Source organism: Sulfitobacter sediminis, assembly GCF_040811725.1.
Lineage (GTDB): Bacteria > Pseudomonadota > Alphaproteobacteria > Rhodobacterales > Rhodobacteraceae > Sulfitobacter > Sulfitobacter sediminis.
The window spans coordinates 92,524-109,472 of the sequence record NZ_JBFNXX010000006.1 but is presented as its reverse complement, the minus strand read 5'-3'; the positions used below and the strand labels follow the sequence as shown (position 1 = coordinate 109,472).

Annotated in this window: 17 protein-coding genes; 12 read left to right on the top strand and 5 right to left on the bottom strand. The window is 61.9% G+C overall.

The window, feature by feature from the left end; all coding sequences use genetic code 11:
• Positions 1–65 precede the first annotated feature (65 nt).
• The 5 genes from AB2B41_RS09925 (at position 66) to AB2B41_RS09905 (ending at position 3,604) form a co-directional block, all read left to right on the top strand.
• Positions 66–752, top strand: a complete 687-nt coding sequence (locus AB2B41_RS09925) for a response regulator transcription factor (protein ID WP_367877626.1) — start codon at positions 66–68, stop codon at positions 750–752.
• 240 nt (positions 753–992) lie between these two features.
• Positions 993–1,781 (top strand): exodeoxyribonuclease III, encoded by a 789-nt coding sequence (locus tag AB2B41_RS09920; protein ID WP_367877625.1) that lies wholly within the window; start codon positions 993–995, stop codon positions 1,779–1,781.
• Positions 1,782–1,838: 57 nt separating this feature from the next.
• Positions 1,839–2,750, top strand: coding sequence for a thioredoxin (gene trxA, locus AB2B41_RS09915; RefSeq protein ID WP_367877624.1), 912 nt, complete (start codon positions 1,839–1,841; stop codon positions 2,748–2,750).
• Positions 2,751–2,777: 27 nt separating this feature from the next.
• Positions 2,778–3,422 carry an LON peptidase substrate-binding domain-containing protein gene (locus AB2B41_RS09910; RefSeq protein WP_367877623.1) on the top strand — a complete coding sequence of 215 codons (645 nt, stop codon included), beginning with the start codon at positions 2,778–2,780 and terminating at the stop codon, positions 3,420–3,422.
• The gene (locus AB2B41_RS09905; protein ID WP_367877622.1) at positions 3,419–3,604 is read left to right on the top strand and encodes a Trm112 family protein; all 186 of its coding nucleotides are present in this window, start codon (positions 3,419–3,421) and stop codon (positions 3,602–3,604) included. Before AB2B41_RS09910 ends, AB2B41_RS09905 begins: the two co-directional genes overlap by 4 nt.
• On the opposite strand, the gene AB2B41_RS09900 is transcribed toward AB2B41_RS09905, so the two are convergent.
• Entirely contained in the window at positions 3,601–4,827 is a 1,227-nt protein-coding gene (locus AB2B41_RS09900; protein ID WP_367877621.1) for an FAD-dependent monooxygenase, read from the bottom strand. The genes AB2B41_RS09905 and AB2B41_RS09900 overlap by 4 nt on opposite strands.
• Positions 4,828–4,913: 86 nt before the next feature.
• Between AB2B41_RS09900 and AB2B41_RS09895 the strand changes: the two genes are divergently transcribed.
• The 5 genes from AB2B41_RS09895 (at position 4,914) to AB2B41_RS09875 (ending at position 12,452) form a co-directional block, all read left to right on the top strand.
• Positions 4,914–6,242: an amidase gene (locus AB2B41_RS09895; protein WP_367877620.1), complete on the top strand. Its 1,329-nt coding sequence runs from the start codon at positions 4,914–4,916 to the stop codon at positions 6,240–6,242.
• Between the two features lie 117 nt (positions 6,243–6,359).
• On the top strand, positions 6,360–7,547 hold the full coding sequence (locus tag AB2B41_RS09890; protein WP_367877619.1) for an aminotransferase class I/II-fold pyridoxal phosphate-dependent enzyme: 1,188 nt from the start codon (positions 6,360–6,362) through the stop codon (positions 7,545–7,547).
• 17 nt (positions 7,548–7,564) lie between these two features.
• Entirely contained in the window at positions 7,565–10,441 is a 2,877-nt protein-coding gene (locus AB2B41_RS09885; protein ID WP_367877618.1) for a DNA translocase FtsK, read from the top strand.
• 180 nt (positions 10,442–10,621) lie between these two features.
• Entirely contained in the window at positions 10,622–11,785 is a 1,164-nt protein-coding gene (locus AB2B41_RS09880; protein WP_367877617.1) for an MFS transporter, read from the top strand.
• A 61-nt stretch (positions 11,786–11,846) separates the two neighbouring features.
• Complete coding sequence (locus AB2B41_RS09875) at positions 11,847–12,452, top strand: LolA family protein (protein WP_367877616.1); 606 nt, start codon at positions 11,847–11,849, stop codon at positions 12,450–12,452.
• Here the strand turns inward: AB2B41_RS09875 and AB2B41_RS09870 are convergent, their stop codons facing one another.
• Together AB2B41_RS09870 and AB2B41_RS09865 are read right to left on the bottom strand one after the other, a co-directional pair.
• Entirely contained in the window at positions 12,453–13,040 is a 588-nt protein-coding gene (locus AB2B41_RS09870; RefSeq protein ID WP_367877615.1) for a transglycosylase SLT domain-containing protein, read from the bottom strand.
• A gap of 73 nt (positions 13,041–13,113) precedes the next feature.
• The gene (locus tag AB2B41_RS09865) at positions 13,114–13,995 is read right to left on the bottom strand and encodes an AEC family transporter (protein WP_367877614.1); all 882 of its coding nucleotides are present in this window, start codon (positions 13,993–13,995) and stop codon (positions 13,114–13,116) included.
• An 85-nt stretch (positions 13,996–14,080) separates the two neighbouring features.
• On the opposite strand from AB2B41_RS09865, the gene hspQ reads away from it, so the two are divergent.
• Positions 14,081–14,407: a heat shock protein HspQ gene (hspQ, locus tag AB2B41_RS09860; RefSeq protein WP_367877613.1), complete on the top strand. Its 327-nt coding sequence runs from the start codon at positions 14,081–14,083 to the stop codon at positions 14,405–14,407.
• A 262-nt stretch (positions 14,408–14,669) separates the two neighbouring features.
• Here the strand turns inward: hspQ and AB2B41_RS09855 are convergent, their stop codons facing one another.
• Together AB2B41_RS09855 and AB2B41_RS09850 are read right to left on the bottom strand one after the other, a co-directional pair.
• Positions 14,670–15,104, bottom strand: a complete 435-nt coding sequence (locus AB2B41_RS09855) for an ATP-binding protein (RefSeq protein WP_367877612.1) — start codon at positions 15,102–15,104, stop codon at positions 14,670–14,672.
• A gap of 67 nt (positions 15,105–15,171) precedes the next feature.
• Positions 15,172–15,510: an STAS domain-containing protein gene (locus tag AB2B41_RS09850; protein ID WP_367877611.1), complete on the bottom strand. Its 339-nt coding sequence runs from the start codon at positions 15,508–15,510 to the stop codon at positions 15,172–15,174.
• A gap of 83 nt (positions 15,511–15,593) precedes the next feature.
• Between AB2B41_RS09850 and AB2B41_RS09845 the strand changes: the two genes are divergently transcribed.
• Positions 15,594–16,766: a thiolase family protein gene (locus AB2B41_RS09845; protein WP_367877610.1), complete on the top strand. Its 1,173-nt coding sequence runs from the start codon at positions 15,594–15,596 to the stop codon at positions 16,764–16,766.
• Positions 16,767–16,949: the final 183 nt, after the last annotated feature.

Sequence of the window (16,949 nt, the reverse complement as noted above, 5' to 3'; positions counted from 1 at the left end):
GCCAAGACCTTGTTCGCGCAACACAATGCTCACATCTCTATGCGAGGTAACACGGGAGGCAGCCGATGGCACAGCTCAAGAGAATCCTTCTCGTCGATGATGACGACGATCTGCGCGAAGCGTTGAGCGAGCAGCTTATCATGACTGAGGACTTCGATGTCTTCGAGGCGGCCAATGGTGCCGACGCGATGGCGCGGGCCAAGGAGGCGATCTATGATCTGGTGATCCTCGACGTGGGCCTGCCCGATACCGACGGCCGCGAGCTTTGCCGGCTGATGCGCAAGCAGGGGGTGAAAAGCCCGATCATGATGCTGACAGGGCATGACGGCGATGCCGATACGATCCTGGGCCTTGATGCCGGGGCGAACGACTATGTCGCCAAACCCTTCAAGTTTCCAGTGCTCCTCGCCCGTATTCGCGCACAGCTACGCCAGCACGAGCAGTCCGAGGACGCGGTCTTTCAGCTCGGACCCTATACTTTCAAGCCGTCCATGAAGATGCTGATCACCGAAGACGACCGGAAGGTCCGGCTGACCGAGAAGGAAACCAACATCCTGAAGTTTCTCTACCGCTCGACCGAGGGCGTGGTGCCCCGCGATGTGCTGCTGCACGAGGTCTGGGGGTACAACGCCGGAGTGACGACCCACACGCTGGAGACGCACATTTACCGGCTTCGCCAGAAAATAGAACCAGATCCGTCAAATGCGCGCCTTCTTGTGACCGAATCCGGCGGGTACAGATTAATTGCATGAGTCGGGAACTTTCCCCCGGCGCCAGAGTTTACCGGCAAGAGCGCATTTTTTCATGAGTTTTCGCTCTTCCTCTATCCCGAAGTTTGTGTCCGGGTAATGACACATACCTCCCTGTTGGACTGGCCGGGCCTTTTGGTCCGGCCCTTTTTTTTGAAGAAGACAGTAGTGCCGCCGGCCCCTATGGCGATTGCGTGCCACAGAGGTTAGGTTCCGCGGGTATCAAACGCGGAGCCAGCCCCCATGTCCTTCACCCTTGCCACCTGGAACATCAACTCGGTCCGTCTGCGCGAGGCACTGGTGCTGCGCATGCTGGCCGAACATGGTCCGGACGTCCTGTGCCTCCAGGAGTGCAAGAGCCCGGTTGAGAAAATCCCGATGGAGGGGTTTCGGGAGGCGGGTTATGGCCATGTGGTTGCGCGGGGACAGAAGGGCTACAACGGTGTGGCGATCCTGTCGAAGCTGCCGCTGGAGGATGTGGGGGACATGGATTTCGCCTCACTGGGTCACGCGCGGCACGTGTCGGCGCGGCTGGAGAATGGCGTGACGATCCATAATTTCTACGTGCCCGCGGGCGGCGATAAACCGGACCGCGCGGTGAACGAGAAATTTGGCCAGAAGCTCGATTACCTTGCCGAAATGCGGGACTGGTTTCACGGGGACAGGCCCGAGAAATCCATTCTTGTGGGTGATCTCAACATCGCCCCGCGCGAGGATGACGTCTGGGATCACAAGAAGCTTCTGAAGGTCGTGAGCCACACGCCCGTGGAGGTCGAGGCGCTGGGAGATGCGCAGGAGGCTGGATGCTGGGTCGATATCACGCGGCAGGATATCCCGGAGGGGAACCTCTATAGCTGGTGGTCCTATCGCTCGCCCGACTGGGATACGGCGGACAAGGGCCGCAGGCTGGACCATATCTGGGCCACGCCCGACATTTCGAACGCGGCGCATTCCAGCCATATCCAGCGCGCGGTGCGCGGTTGGGAACAGCCCAGCGACCATGCCCCGGCATTTGCCACCTTTGACCTTTGATTCAGATGCCGAAGCGCTCATATAAGCGTCAAACGCGAATAGCGAGGAACATGAAAGATGGAACTGAACCTCTCCGGTGCCCCCGATGCAGACCTGATCAAGGACAGCTCTGAGGCAACCTTCATGGCCGACGTCGTCGAGGCGTCGCAGACGACACCGATCATTGTGGATTTCTGGGCGCCGTGGTGCGGCCCCTGCAAGACCCTGGGTCCGATGCTTGAGGACGCGGTGCGCGCGGCCAAGGGTGCGGTGAAGATGGTCAAGGTCAACGTGGACGAGGCGCAGATGATCGCGGGTCAGCTGCAGATCCAGTCGATCCCGACTGTCTACGCGTTTTTCAAGGGTCAGCCTATCGACGGCTTTCAGGGCGCACTGCCGCAATCCGAGATCAAGAATTTCGTTGATCGCGTCATCAAGGCGGCGGGCGGCGAATCTCCCAGCGACGGGTTGGCCGAGGCGGTCGCCGCTGCAGAAGAGATGCTTGCCGAGGGCGCGGTTACGGATGCGGCGCAGACCTTTGCCGCCGTTTTGGGAGAGGACCCCAAGCACGCCGCTGCCTATGGCGGTATGGTGCGGGCTCATATCGCGATGGGTGATCTTGATCAGGCGGAGGCTTTCCTGAACGGGGCACCGATCGAGATTTCCAAGTCGCCCGAGCTGGAAGCCGCCCATGCGCAGATCGAACTTGCGCGGCAAGCTGAGAATGCAGGTCCGGTGGCCGAGCTGACCGAGGCGGTGGAAAAGAACCCCGACGACCTGCAGGCCCGTTTCGACCTTGCAAAGGCTCTTTATGCCAAGGGCGATGCGGCCGCTGCTGTGGATCACCTTCTGGAGGTTTTCAAGCGCGACCGGGAATGGAACGATGCCGCTGCAAAGACGCAGCTTTTCACCATTTTCGACGCGCTCAAACCCAACGATCCCGTGGTGCTGAACGGGCGCAGAAAATTGAGCTCGATGATATTTGCCTGATCATCGCGCAGCGCTACGTCCCCTCACATGATCACGCCAACCGAACTGCCAGATAAAATTGCGATCTTTCCGTTGGCCGGGGCGTTGCTGCTGCCGCGGTCACGGCTGCCGCTGCATATCTTTGAGCCGCGATATCTGCAGATGATCAAGGATGCGCTCAAGACCGAGGAGCGGATGATCGGCATGGTACAGCCGAACGCCGTCCCCGGACGCGAGGGGCATGGCCTGCACACCATTGGCTGCGCGGGACGCATTACCCAGTTTTCCGAGACCGAGGATGGCCGCTACATGATTACCCTTGGCGGTGTGTCGCGGTTTCGCGTCGTCTCTGAGATCGAGGGGTTCACCCCCTATCGCCGGTGCGAGGTCAAATGGGAAGGTTTCGAGCGTGATCTGGGCAGCGAGGAAGCCGATCCGGGTTTCAGCCGCAAATCCTTCATGGAACTTCTGGGCCGCTATTTCGAAGTGCGCGGCCTTTCTGCGGACTGGGCCACGCTGAAGGAGGCGGAGGATGAGCTGTTGCTGAATTCGCTTTCGATGATGCTGGATTTCGACCCCGAGGATAAGCAGGCGCTGCTTGAGGCACCGTCGTTGCAGACACGGCGCGAGACACTGGTGACCCTGATCGAATACGCGCTGCGCGGCGGCCGGGACGAAGGCCTCATACAATGAGCGATACCGTTGTCGAATTCGACCGCCGGATGCTCGAGGCGCTGATCTGCCCACGCACGCAGACGACGCTGAGCTATGACGCGGAAAAGCAGGAACTGGTGTCGAAGGCCGCGGGCCTTGCCTATCCAATCCGCAATGGCATCCCGGTCATGCTGGTCGATGAGGCGCGCAAGCTCGACTAGAGCGCTTTGCCCTGCATCAGCCGGGGTAGATCGCCGGTCAGACCAGCAGCCTCGCGAATGAAACCGCGCCGTAAGCCTGGTAATGCATTCACAGCCGCCATGCCGATATCACGCGCGATCCGCAGAAGCGGATTGTCGTTCGAGAACAGGCGGTTGAAGCTGTCAGTCGCCAGCGCCAGCGTGACGTTGTCGAACCGCCGCCATTCTTGGTAGCACGCCAGTGCGGCATCCGATCCCACGTCCTCACCGCGCCGTGCGGCGTCCGCAATGACCTCGGCGAGGGCGGCGACGTCCCGCAAACCGGCATTCAGGCCCTGTCCGGCGATGGGATGTACCCCGTGCGCGGCATCACCCAAAAGCGCCACGCGGGGTGCGACCATCTCATGGGCGAGGGATAGACCGAGAGGATAGATATAGCGCGCACCGGCAAGCTTGATCTCGCCCAGGAAACTGCCGAAGCGGGGGCGCAGCACGTCGAGATAGGCGTCGTCAGAGAGCGCGTTGATCCGGGCAGCTTCCTCGGTGGTCTCGGACCAGACGATGGAGGACCGGTTTCCCTTGAGCGGCAGGATGGCCAGCGGTCCCGGGGGCATGAAGAACTGATGCGCAACGCCGTGATGCGGCAATTCGTGCTCGATCGCGCAGACAAGGGCGGTTTGCCCATATCCCCATTCGATCCGCTTGATCCCGGCGCGCTGGCCCGTGCCTGTCCCGCGCCCGTCCGCACCCACGGCGAGCCGCGCGCGCAAGGCCTTGCCAGAGGCGAGGGTCAAGGAGATGCCCGCCGGGTCGACCCGTTGGTCGACAACTCTCTCGCCGTCCATCCGGGTGATCGTATCGGTCCGCCCTACCGCATCGAGCAGCACGCGCCGCAGATGGCGGTCCTCGACCATGTAACCCATCGGTCCTTCCTCGATCTCGGCGTGATCGAAGTGCATGAACATCGGTGAGGGGCCGCTGCCGGCGTGCCCGTCCGTCACCTTGATTTCCAGCATCGGCTGGGCGTTTTCGACCAGATCGTCCCAGATACCAATTCCGTCCAGCAGACGTGTGGAGGCCAATGCAAGCGCATAGGATCGCCCGTCAAAGCCCGCGTCCTTGCGGACTTTGCTGGCCAGCGCATCGATCAGCGTGACCCGCTGGCCTGTCTGAGCAAGCGCGAGGGCTAGGGCGGTGCCGTTCAGCCCGCCGCCGACGATGGCAATATCGGTGTCGAATTTCATGCCTCTCAATATGGCCGTGAGGCAGGGATTGTCCATGTGCGCAAGCGTCGCTACTTTCCGCCTCGAACCAGTTCAAGGGGGATGTCATGCAGGCATGGCTGACAATGACCGCGGCGGATCTCGGGCGCGGGATCGGCAGGGGCGAAATCGACCCGGTGGCCCTGTGCCGGACCTATCTCGATGCCATCGGCGCCCATCCGCTTCGCGACCGCATCTACGCGCGGGTCACAGCCGACCGGGCTTTGGCGGAAGCGCAGGCTGCCTCCGAACGCGCTGCATCCGGCCACCGCCTCTCACCACTCGATGGTGTGCCGATTTCCTGGAAAGACCTCTTCGATACCGCTGGGATCGTCACCGAAGCGGGAACAAAGCTGCTTGAGGGCCGGGTGCCGGAGCGTGACGCACAGGTGCTGTCCAATGCCACCGCCGCCGGTCTGGTGTGCCTCGGTAAGACGCATATGAGCGAATTGGCGTTCTCTGGCCTCGGTCACAACCCCAGCACTGCCACACCGCCCTGCGTAAACGATGAGGCTGCAGTTGCCGGTGGCTCGTCCTCCGGTGCGGCGGCATCTGTCGCTTTCAATCTCGCCGCTGCTGGAATCGGGTCCGATACGGGCGGATCAGTCCGTGTGCCATCTGCCTGGAACGATCTTGTGGGGCTAAAAACCACATCGGGACGCCTTTCGCTGGAAGGGGTCGTGCCGCTGGCGCTCAGGTTCGACACGGTTGGGCCGCTGTGCCGGTCTGTCGAAGATGCAGCCCTGCTTCTTGCGACGCTGGAAGGCCGCAAGGCCCCCGATCTGCGTCATGCGGAGCTCAGGGGCACGCGCTTTGCCGTTCTGAAAACCGTGGCGCTTGACGATGTGCGTGATGCCCCGCGTGCGGCCTTTGATACGGCGCTGGACGATCTGCGCGATGCGGGGGCGCAGATCGAGGAAATCGAGGTGCCCGAGGTGGCCGAGGCCATGACGCTGTCGACTTGCCTGATCACCACGGAGGCCTACGGTTTGTGGCGCGACATGATCGAGGAAAGCCCCGACAAGATGTACTCGGAAATCCTGATGCGATTCCGCTTGGGAAAGGATTTCTCGGGCCCGGACTACGTCGCAAACTGGGCGCGCCTGGACGCCCTGCGCAAGGTCTATCTTTCAAAGACCGCCGGCTTTGACGCTGTCTTGATGCCAAGCGCGCCGATCCTGCCGCCCGAGTTGAAACGGCTCGAGGAAGATCACGATTTCTACCTCAGCGAAAACCTTCTGGCGCTGCGGAACACCCGCATCGGCAACCTGATGGGCCTCTGCGGGCTGACCCTGCCGACCCATACGCCTTCTTGTGGTCTGACGGTGGTCTGCCCACCAGATATGGAGGAAAAGCTTCTCCGTCTTGGCGCGGCGGCCGAGGAAGCGCTGCGCTGAAACTGGCGGAAATGCCACAAACCCCTGATTGCGTTCTGGTTTTTCTGGACGGTTGGCGGGGCTTTGGGTACTTTGAAAGAAACGGGGCGTGAACGATCCCGATCCGAGGCAGTTTTGATGGTGTACCCAGAGCGGTTTTCGAACCTTCCGGCTCATGCTTGGCCGCGCCTGCGCGCTCTTCTGGACGTGCACGAGGGCGGAGGTCCGCTTATTCAGATGACCATCGGGGAGCCCAAGCATGCTTTTCCGCCATGGGTCACGGCCGTCATCACCGAGAACGCCGCAGGCTTTAACAAATACCCCCCCAACGATGGCTCGCCCGAGCTGAAGCAGGCGATCGCGGGCTGGATCAAGCGGCGGTACGGGGTTGAGATGGACCCCGAGACCGAGGTCATGGCGCTCAATGGCACGCGCGAGGGGCTTTATAACGCGGTCATCGCGTTGTGCCCCGAGACCAAGAACGGCGAACGGCCCGCCGTGCTGATGCCGAACCCGTTCTACCAAGTCTACATGATCGCCGCGATCTCGGGTGCCGCCGATCCGATCATGGTGAATGCGACAGCCGATACGGGGCATCTGCCCGACTTCGAGAGCGTCCCCGAAGATGTACTGCGTCGCACGGTCGCGGCTTACATCTGCTCTCCGGCGAACCCGCAGGGCGCTGTCGCCAGCCGGGACTACTGGGCGAAACTGATCGCGCTGGCCGAAAAACACGACTTCCTGATCTTCGCCGACGAATGCTATTCCGAGATCTACCGCGACACGCCGCCGCCGGGTGCTATGGAGGTGGCCGAGGAGCTCGGCACCGACCGCAACCGCGTTGTGATCTTCCATTCGCTCAGCAAGCGCTCGAACCTGCCTGGGCTGCGTTCTGGCTTCGTGGCTTCCGGCCCTGACACGATTCGCGAGATCAAGCAGCTTCGCAACTACGCGGGCGCGCCGCTGCCGCTGCCATTGCAGCAGGCTGCCGCCGCCGTCTGGAACGACGAGGAACACGTCGAGGAAAACCGTCGGCTCTACCTCGAGAAATACCAGATCGCCGACCGCATCCTGGGCAACGTGCCTGGCTACGTGAGCCCCGAAGCAGGCTTCTTCCTGTGGCTCCCGGTCGAGGACGACGAGGAAGCGGCAGTGAAACTGTGGCGCGAGACAGGAGTGAAGGTACTGCCCGGCGGATACCTGGCGCAGGAGGTTCCGGGGCAGGAAAACCCCGGCAAGAAATACATAAGAGTGGCGCTGGTCGCGCCTGCCGACGAGACGGCGCGCGGATTGGAATTGATCCGCGACTGCCTCTACCCGGCATGAGGAAGAGGGACGAGAGCATGGCATATCAGACACGCGGGCGCGATCCACTGCTCGACAGCAACATGGCCGAGGCCATCGAAAAACGCGGTAAGGAACTGCTTGGCCTCGTGCTGATCCTGTTCGGGGTCATGGCCGCGATGATGATCGCCAGCTATACGCCGGACGATCCAAACTGGATGGTTTCCACCGATGCACCCGTACAAAACTGGATGGGCCGTCTGGGTGCCTCCATCGCGGCACCGCTCTTCATGATCGTGGGCTGGGGCGCTTGGGGTGTCGCGGTTGTGCTGCTGTTCTGGGGCGCGCGCTTTGCGCTGCACTGGGGCCAGGAACGTGCGGTCGGGCGCCTGATCTTTGCACCGATTGCCGTGGCACTTGGCTCGATCTATGCCGCGACGCTGGCACCGGGGGCGGAATGGCTGCAGACTCACAGCTTTGGTCTGGGCGGTCTCTTTGGTGACACCGTGATGGGCGCGATCCTTACGGTGCTGCCCATCGGCTCCACCTTCACGGTTAAGCTGATGTCGGTGGTGATGGGGATCGGTATCGTTGCGCTGGGTGCCTTCGTTCTGGGCTTCACCCGTGTCGAGTTGATGCGCATCGCGCGTTTCCTTCTGGTGGGTGTGATCATGGCCTATGCCCTGCTGATGGCCGCGCTGGGCCGCAGCGTGAGTGGGGCGGTGCACGCCGGCCACCGGCTACAGGCAAGACAGGCCGAGCGGCGCGAGCGGCAGCGCATCGCGGCACAGGAAGAGGCTGCTTTCAAGGCCAGCCAACCCCGCATCATTCCCACCGCCAAGCTGCCGCCAGAGCCGATGCTTACTGCCGAGCCTCCTGAACAGAAAACCGGCATCCTGGGACGCATGCCCGGCCTGATCAAGCGGCCCGAGCAAATGCCGGAACCTGAATTGGTCGAAGCATTCAGCGAGGTGGCGCTTGACGATATGCCCGGCGAGGAGCGCATCCGTTCCAAGATCGCAGATGTGATCAAGAACCGCGTGCGCTCGACCACGGCCGTTCACACGCCCACGACCGCGCCGCTGACCAAGGGGCGCGGCCGGGGACCCGACGCGCTGGTACTCGACACCACGCCGCAGCCCGCGCAACTGAAGCCCGAGCCGCCCCTGACGGCATCGCGGGCCGAGCCCCCGTTGACAGGCGCCAAGCTTTCGCTAGATCGCGTCGCCCCGTCGGCTGTCCCGGCAGCACCGGCGGAAGAGGTCGCATTGCCACTTCAGGAAGCACCCGAACCCAAGGCTGTGCCGATCCCCGTGGCCGAGCCGCGCAATATCGTGCAGCAGCCCGCGCGCAAACAGATCCAACCCTCCAAGCAGGCCAAAGCCGAGGCGCAGCCAACGCTCAGCTTCGAGGAAACCCATCCGGGTTTCGAACTCCCCCCTCTCAATCTGTTGGAAAACCCGCAGAACATCGAGCGACTGCATCTGAGCGATGAGGCACTCGAAGAGAACGCTCGCATGCTGGAGAGCGTTCTCGACGACTACGGCGTGAAGGGCGAGATCGTTGCCGTGCGCCCGGGCCCCGTCGTGACCATGTACGAACTGGAACCCGCACCCGGTCTGAAGGCATCCCGTGTGATCGGTCTTGCCGACGATATCGCCCGTTCTATGGCAGCGCTCTCTGCCCGCGTCTCGACAGTGCCGGGCCGCAGCGTGATTGGCATCGAACTCCCGAACGAGAACCGTGAAAAAGTCGTTCTGCGCGAAATCCTGTCGTCGCGGGATTTCGGAGATGGGAACCAGCGCCTGCCCCTGGCACTGGGCAAGGATATCGGCGGCGACCCGGTGGTTGCGAACCTTGCCAAGATGCCCCATTTGCTGATCGCGGGCACCACCGGTTCCGGTAAGTCCGTGGCGATCAACACCATGATCCTGAGCCTGCTTTACAAGCTGACGCCCCAGGAATGCCGCCTGATCATGATTGACCCCAAGATGCTGGAACTCAGCGTCTATGACGGTATCCCGCATCTGCTTTCTCCTGTTGTGACCGACCCCAAGAAAGCGGTTGTCGCGCTCAAGTGGGTCGTGGGCGAGATGGAAGAGCGCTATCGCAAGATGTCCAAGATGGGTGTGCGCAACATCGAGGGCTATAACGGTCGGGTGCGCGAGGCCTTGGCCAAGGGCGAGATGTTCAGCCGCACGGTACAGACCGGTTTTGACGAGGATACGGGCGAGCCGATCTTCGAGACCGAAGAGAACACACCCGAGGCGCTGCCCTACATCGTCGTCATCGTGGACGAGATGGCAGACCTGATGATGGTCGCGGGCAAAGAGATCGAGGCGTGCATCCAGCGCCTTGCCCAAATGGCGCGTGCCTCGGGCATCCACCTGATCATGGCGACGCAGCGTCCCTCGGTCGATGTCATCACCGGCACGATCAAGGCGAACTTCCCCACCCGGATTTCCTTCCAGGTGACCTCGAAGATCGACAGCCGCACGATCCTTGGCGAAATGGGGGCCGAGCAGCTTCTGGGCATGGGCGACATGCTTTACATGGCCGGTGGCGCCAAGATCACCCGCTGCCACGGACCTTTCGTCAGCGACGAGGAGGTCGAGGAGATCGTCAACCACCTCAAGCAATTCGGCGAGCCGGATTATGTCTCGGGCGTGGTCGAGGGACCCGCTGAAGAGAGTGAGGCCAGCATCGACGCGGTGCTGGGCCTGGGCGGCAACACCGATGGTGAAGACGCGCTATACGACCAGGCGGTCGCGGTCGTCATCAAGGATCGCAAGTGCTCGACCTCGTATATTCAGCGGAAATTGGCGATCGGATACAACAAAGCCGCGCGGCTGGTGGAGCAGATGGAAGACGAGGGCCTCGTCTCTCCCGCCAACCACGTCGGCAAACGCGAGATACTCGTGCCAGAGCAAGGCTAGGCTTACCTCCAGGGGTCATGTTCCCAAGGCACCAAGACACCGCCGGGCTTCTCTCACCCGGCGGTGTGTTCGTTTTCGAGCTTTAGAATCCTTGCCAAATGAAGGTTTTGCCGCTTAGCGTGGCTGGATGCGTGCTGGGCAAGGCGAGTTTGCGTTTGCACCGCGAATGGGGGCCTGCCGATGCAGACACGCTGGATCATCCTTTTCGTGCTGTTTTTCGCACGCACAACAATGGCCTTCCAATTCCAGTCTATCGCGGCTCTTTCGCCTTACATCGTCGAAAGCCTTGCGCTGCGGCTGCTGGATATCGGCTTGCTGATCGGTCTCTATCTCGGACCGGGCGTGATTGTCGCAACGCTCGGCGGAACGGTAGGAACGTGGTTCGGCGATAAGCGAACGGTGGTTGCAAGTCTTGGGCTCATGGTGCTTGGGAGCTTCGCTGTTGCTTTCGCGCCCGGTTTCGGGTGGGTTGCCGCTGGTCGTGTCATATCCGGCATAGGTGGTGTGGTCATCAATGTCCTGATGACCAAGATGGTGCTGGACTGGTTCATCGGGCACCGTGTTTCAACCGCCTTGGGTATTTTCATCAGCTCCTGGCCACTCGGGATTGCCCTGAGCTTGCTTGTCCTGCCGCTATTGGCGGATCTCGGTGGTCTTGCGATGGCGTGGAACGGCCTCATTCTGCTGACGGTCGTGGCACTGCTGCTTTACTCCATCATCTATCGGTCGCCGGACGGATCAAAACCTGCGCCTGCAAAGATCACCTTCTCCGCGCTGCCGTGGGCCTCGTTGATACAAGCCGCCATGCTCTGGGGGCTCTACAACGCAGCATTCGCGATGTTGTTCGGTTTCGGTCCCCTCGTTCTTCTTGACCGAGGGCTCAGCACGTCTGCGGCAAGTTCGTTGACAAGCCTCTACATGATCTTCGGGGCGGTGGGTATCCCGGTGGGGGGCTGGCTGGCGGACAGGACTGCGCGGCCTTACGTTGTCATATCTGTCAGCCTCTTTTCAGGCATCGTACTTTTTCCTGTCGTTCTCATCGCACCTCTTTGGTCCCTTGCGCCGCTGTTGTGTTTCGGCGGTTTCCTAATAGGGCTCGCGCCCGGTCCCATCGTCGCAATGCCGGGCCAAATCCTTCCCGAGGCCTCACGTGCCTTTGGAACAGGTGTCTTCTATTCCATCTACTACGCCTTGATGATGGTTGCCCCACCGCTTGCCGGGGCGGTCGCCGACGCGCTTGGGGCGGTCGATGTGGCGTTCTTGATCGGGGCGGTCTTCATGGCTGCAGCGGTTTTGTCGCTATCGCTTTTCCGCACCTTGCGCATGCGAGAATCCGCCGTCTGATATCGCATATCACGCCACCGCGCCTTATGTCGGTACCAAAGAAGATAGACAGGACCAATCCATGCGCCTCATCCCTTCAGTTCTGCTCGGACTGACCCTCGCCATTGCACTGCCTTTGGCGGCCGCCGCGCAAAAGCTGCCGCTGGCCGACATCTCAGCCTATCTCAACGCGTTGCAGACCGCGAAGGCCGAGTTCACCCAGATCAATGACGATGGCTCGATCAGCACCGGCACGATCTACATCAAGCGTCCGGGCAAGGTCCGGTTCGAATACAATCCGCCCGAAAGCGCGCTGGTCGTGGCAGGGAGCAACACGGTCGTGATCTACGACAAGAAGTCGAACCAGCCGCCCGAAAGCTATCCGCTGAACCGAACGCCGCTGTCGATCATCCTGGCGCGCAACGTCGATCTGGGCGCGGCCAACATGGTGACGGGGCACAGCTTTGATGGGACCGCGACGGTGGTCACCGCACAGGACCCCGAAAACCCCGACTACGGGAACATCCAGCTCAAGTTCACCGGTAACCCGGTCGAATTGCGCCAGTGGGTGATCAACGACGGAAACGGGTCGCAGACCACCGTTGTGCTTGGCGATCTTCAGCGCGGCGGAAATTTGCCAGACACGCTGTTCGATGTCGGCCGGGCGGCACCTTCGCCCAACCGATGATCAGCGGCGCAGCCGGCAGGCGCTGATCTGGTCGCGGTACATCGCCGACCGCGCATCGACCTTGGCCGCCACACCGACCAGCCAGGCCTTACTGTTGTAGCTGCCGCGCGCGTAGCCAGTGTGTCCTTCGTGATAGGCAAGGTACTGGTTGCGCGCATCATGCAGGGCGATGCCGTTGCGCTCGCGCGTCTGGTTGAAATACCAGCCCATGAAGTCGGTCGCATCGTTGATCCGGTTGCGCCGCGCGCTGCGACGGTTCTCGGCCTTGCGATACTCGTCCCACGTGCCGTCAAGCGCCTGCGAATATCCGTAGGCGCTGGATTGGCGACCCATGGGGATCACGCCCAGCACATAGCGGAACGGGGTGCGCGCATCGGAGACGAATTTGCTCTCCTGGTGGATGGTGGCCATCATGACGTGCATCGGCACACCCCACTTGCGCTCTACCTTGCGGAATGCGCGCAGGTACTGTGGGCGCTCCTTGAGGATCGAACAGGCGTTGTCGAGGTTACGCGGCGCAGAAGATTGGCCGCCGCCGCAGGACGCCACCAGCAATACGATAATCAGGGTGCGAAGGGTTCTGCTCATCTGCCTCTCGCTTTTTTGTCTTATGTTTTTTTCCCATTTTACCCGATTTCGCGCCGAGGTCACATCACAATTTTCAGAGAAGCACAGCCAGGAGTAGTGGCAGCGCGCCGATGGACATCACCGTCGAGACCACGACCAACCCCGCGACCGATTGCGCGTCCGCCCCGTATTTCTCGGCCAGCATGTAGGACGTGACGGCCACGGGCGTCGCCACCTGCAGCACAAGGATGCCGAAGGCAGCCTTGTCGAGCGCGAACCAATCCGCCGCGACCCAGGCGCAGGCGACACAGACCGCCAGCTTGACCAGCGACAACAGCGTCGCACGTCCGATGCCTCCCGGCGACAGGCGCGCAACCGCCACCCCAAGCGTGATCAGCATCAGCGGAATCGCCATCTGACCGATCAGGCCCAGCGTATTGTCGAGGAAGACAGGCAGTTTCCACCCCTGCCAAAGAAACAGGGCCCCCGCGACCGTCGCCCACATCAACGGCTCTGACAATGCCTTGGTAAGAGAACCTGCCCCGGCCACCAGCCAGATGCCGTAGGTGAAGGACAAGAGCGCCATCACCGCAAAGACCACCACTGCGTATTCCAACCCCCGGTCACCGAACGCAAAAAGCGCGAGCGGAAGGCCAAGGTTGCCGGTATTGCCGAAGATCAGCGGCGCGGCGTAGGTGCTGGTATTGAGCCTGCTCAGCCGGACCAGAAGAAGGACGATCGCCGTCACCGCCCCGTAGGCCACGAGACTGGCAAGGGTCAGCGTCGTCAGCGCCGAGGGTTCGAGCGTCGTGTTCACCAGCGCGGTGAAGATCAGGCAGGGCACCGCAAGCGTCATTGAAAGCCGTGTGACGAACTGCAGGCGATACTCGAACCCCAGCTTGACCCAGGCAAAGCCCACCGCAGCCAGAAGGAAAACCGGGGCCACGATTTCGAGTACTGTCAGGACAAGGGTCAACAGAGTGTTTCCTTCAATTGTTGCCGGGCGATTGGACAAAACCCCCTTGAACCGGGTACTAACGAAATGTAGGGGCTGCAACGAAATGCTACGGACGCGTGCGAAATATCATCTCGGCCAGGTCGTAAGGCACAAGAAACATCCGTTTCGCGGTGTGATTTTCGACGTCGATCCGGAATTCGCCAATACCGAGGAATGGTATCAATCCATCCCCGAGGACAGCCGTCCGGCGAAAGAACAGCCTTACTATCATTTGCTCGCCGAGAACGACCAGAGTTACTATGTGGCCTACGTGTCAGAGCAGAATCTGGTGGCGGACTATTCCGGTGAACCCGTGGGGCATCCCGATATCGCCGACCTTTTCGGTCCTTTCACCGACGGGGCGTACCCGCTTCATTTTCAGCTGAATTGAAAAGTCCGCACATGCGCAACTGGCGGACCAGGCTCGCGCTACCAGCGCGCGGTCCGTCCGCGTCAGAGTAAGTCGTCGACACCGCGCACTGGGTGGGGGCTATTAAGCGCGGTGCCGACGGAAGCCATATGCAGCTACAAGAATTTTTATGCTGCGCGACAAAGGCGCAAATGTGATCGGACGGCGGTCATTGTGGGATATTTCACGGCAAAAATGCGGCAGGGTGAATCCCGGTTGAATCCGATCGGGGAGATCCCGCCGGTCAGCCCCGGATCTTCTGTCTGGCCGAGGGGCTGCCAAGCGTGATGCACAGGCTCAGCCGGTTCTCTTCTCCGACCCTCTGATAGACGAGGTCCCGCGCAAGATCGCGGATCAGGAACCAGCCAAAGCCGCCTTCGGGCAGGTTGGGGACTTCAACGTCGAGCGCCGGAATGCAACCCGGCGGCAATTTCCCACCGGGCATCGGACGCCCCCTGTCGGTGATCCGCAGGCACAGTCCATTCGCGGTCAACCGCCCCGTGATATCGACCGGTGCAATGGTCGCCAATGCGCCGTAGGCATGTTCGACGATGTTGTTGAGCACTTCCGCCACGACAAGCCCGACCGTGCCGGTCGCTTCCTCGTCGATCTCGAACGTCCTGAGCGTTTCGCAGAGGGTCTCAAGTGCCCCGCGCACCCCCTTTGATCCGGCGTCCATGCAGATCGAGAACGAGGGCCCCTCCTCAGTCGGAAGGTTTGGTAACACGGTCCCGATGCCCGGCCGATCAGGCACTCTCGGCATTCAATGCGTCTTCCGGACTGGCGAAAATGCGAAACACGCTGTCGAGGCGGGTGAGGCGAAACACCCTTTCCACGTTCGGCGTCAGGCAGGCCAGTTCCAGGCTGTGCGCTGGCGCAAGCTGTTTCATGGCCCCGACGATGGCGCCCAGACCGCTGGAATCGATAAAGGTCACCTCCGACAGGTCGAGCAGAACGCGCGGCGGGGCCGCCTGTGTCAGGCGGCGCATGGTTTCCTTGAATTCGACCGCGGCAGGGGCATCGATGCGTGGCTCCCCGACGCTGACGATGCAGATATCCCCTTCTGTTCTGACCGACATTTCCATAAACAGTCTCCGATAGCCCGGGTTGCCCGGGCATAGGGCAAAATGCTTACCAACCCCTAAGCGAACCAGGGAAAGGACCGGATATGCGGAACGTGGTGATTGCCGGGGCGGCACGGACCCCAATGGGCGGATTTCAAGGCATCTTCGATGGTGTGACGGCAGCGGCGCTCGGTGGGGCGGCGATTCGTGCAGCACTCGACGATGCGGGGCCCGCTGCAGTGCAGGAGGTGCTGATGGGTTGTGTCCTCCCAGCCGGCCAGGGGCAGGCCCCCGCGCGGCAGGCGGGCTTTGCCGCCGGTTTGGGGGAGGAGGTGCCTGCCACGACGCTCAACAAGATGTGCGGTTCGGGCATGAAGGCCGCGATGATGGGTTTTGACCAGATCGCGCTGGGTCATGCGGATGTCATGGTCGCGGGCGGCATGGAGAGCATGACCAATGCCCCCTACATCCTGCCCAAGATGCGCGGCGGCGCGCGCCTGGGGCATACGCAGGTCATCGACCACATGTTCCTCGACGGACTGGAAGACGCCTACGACAAGGGCCGCCTGATGGGCACCTTCGCCGAGGATTGCGCCGAGACCTATCAGTTCACCCGCGAAAAGCAGGACGCATACGCGCTCGCGTCGCTGTCGCGGGCGCTGGAGGCTCAGGCAAGCGGTGCCTTTGATGGCGAGATCGCACCTTTTGAGGTCAAATCGCGCAAGGGCAGCGTAATGGCTTCGGCGGATGAGCAGCCAGCGACCGCGCGGCCCGACAAGATCCCGCAACTCAAACCCGCCTTCCGCGAGGGCGGCACGGTGACAGCGGCGAATTCGTCCTCCATCTCCGACGGCGCGGCGGCGCTGGTGCTGGCGTCGGAGGAAGCGGCCAAGGCGCAGGGACTCAATATCCGAGCCCGGATCGTCGGTCATGCCAGCCATGCCCAGGCACCCGGCCTTTTCACCACCGCCCCCGTTCCCGCGGCACAAAAGCTGCTGGATCGGATCGGCTGGAGCAAGGAAGACGTGGACCTCTGGGAAGTGAACGAGGCTTTTGCCGTCGTGCCCATGGCCTTCATGCACGAGATGGGTCTCTCCCACGACATCGTGAACGTCAACGGCGGTGCCTGCGCGCTGGGGCACCCCATCGGCGCTTCGGGCGCGCGGATCATGGTCACGCTGCTGAACGCTCTGGAAAAGCGCAACCTCAAGCGCGGTGTCGCGGCCATCTGTATTGGTGGGGGCGAGGGTACGGCGATCGCGATCGAACGCCTCTGATCCTCTTTCTGGCCAGAAAAAGTCCTTGGGGGGCTCCGGGGGGCAAACAGCCCCTCGCGACATCTGCAAGGGGCGTGGACCTTGAACGTGACGTGCCGACGCTGGCCAGCCTCACCGAGGACAATCTGATCGCGTTCCCGACCTCGACAGAGATCAGCCGGATACTTCCTTTCGGAAGATGCT

What these genes read in the sequence shown, in the direction of transcription:
- AB2B41_RS09925 (WP_367877626.1), top strand. Translation starts at nt 66, where the DNA reads ATGGCACAGCTCAAGAGAATCCTTCTCGTCGATGATGACGACGATCTG.
- AB2B41_RS09920 (WP_367877625.1), top strand. Translation starts at nt 993, where the DNA reads ATGTCCTTCACCCTTGCCACCTGGAACATCAACTCGGTCCGTCTGCGC.
- trxA (WP_367877624.1), top strand. Translation starts at nt 1,839, where the DNA reads ATGGAACTGAACCTCTCCGGTGCCCCCGATGCAGACCTGATCAAGGAC.
- AB2B41_RS09910 (WP_367877623.1), top strand. Translation starts at nt 2,778, where the DNA reads ATGATCACGCCAACCGAACTGCCAGATAAAATTGCGATCTTTCCGTTG.
- AB2B41_RS09905 (WP_367877622.1), top strand. Translation starts at nt 3,419, where the DNA reads ATGAGCGATACCGTTGTCGAATTCGACCGCCGGATGCTCGAGGCGCTG.
- AB2B41_RS09900 (WP_367877621.1), bottom strand. Translation starts at nt 4,827, where the DNA reads ATGAAATTCGACACCGATATTGCCATCGTCGGCGGCGGGCTGAACGGC.
- AB2B41_RS09895 (WP_367877620.1), top strand. Translation starts at nt 4,914, where the DNA reads ATGCAGGCATGGCTGACAATGACCGCGGCGGATCTCGGGCGCGGGATC.
- AB2B41_RS09890 (WP_367877619.1), top strand. Translation starts at nt 6,360, where the DNA reads ATGGTGTACCCAGAGCGGTTTTCGAACCTTCCGGCTCATGCTTGGCCG.
- AB2B41_RS09885 (WP_367877618.1), top strand. Translation starts at nt 7,565, where the DNA reads ATGGCATATCAGACACGCGGGCGCGATCCACTGCTCGACAGCAACATG.
- AB2B41_RS09880 (WP_367877617.1), top strand. Translation starts at nt 10,622, where the DNA reads ATGCAGACACGCTGGATCATCCTTTTCGTGCTGTTTTTCGCACGCACA.
- AB2B41_RS09875 (WP_367877616.1), top strand. Translation starts at nt 11,847, where the DNA reads ATGCGCCTCATCCCTTCAGTTCTGCTCGGACTGACCCTCGCCATTGCA.
- AB2B41_RS09870 (WP_367877615.1), bottom strand. Translation starts at nt 13,040, where the DNA reads ATGAGCAGAACCCTTCGCACCCTGATTATCGTATTGCTGGTGGCGTCC.
- hspQ (WP_367877613.1), top strand. Translation starts at nt 14,081, where the DNA reads ATGCTACGGACGCGTGCGAAATATCATCTCGGCCAGGTCGTAAGGCAC.
- AB2B41_RS09855 (WP_367877612.1), bottom strand. Translation starts at nt 15,104, where the DNA reads ATGGACGCCGGATCAAAGGGGGTGCGCGGGGCACTTGAGACCCTCTGC.
- AB2B41_RS09850 (WP_367877611.1), bottom strand. Translation starts at nt 15,510, where the DNA reads ATGGAAATGTCGGTCAGAACAGAAGGGGATATCTGCATCGTCAGCGTC.
- AB2B41_RS09845 (WP_367877610.1), top strand. Translation starts at nt 15,594, where the DNA reads ATGCGGAACGTGGTGATTGCCGGGGCGGCACGGACCCCAATGGGCGGA.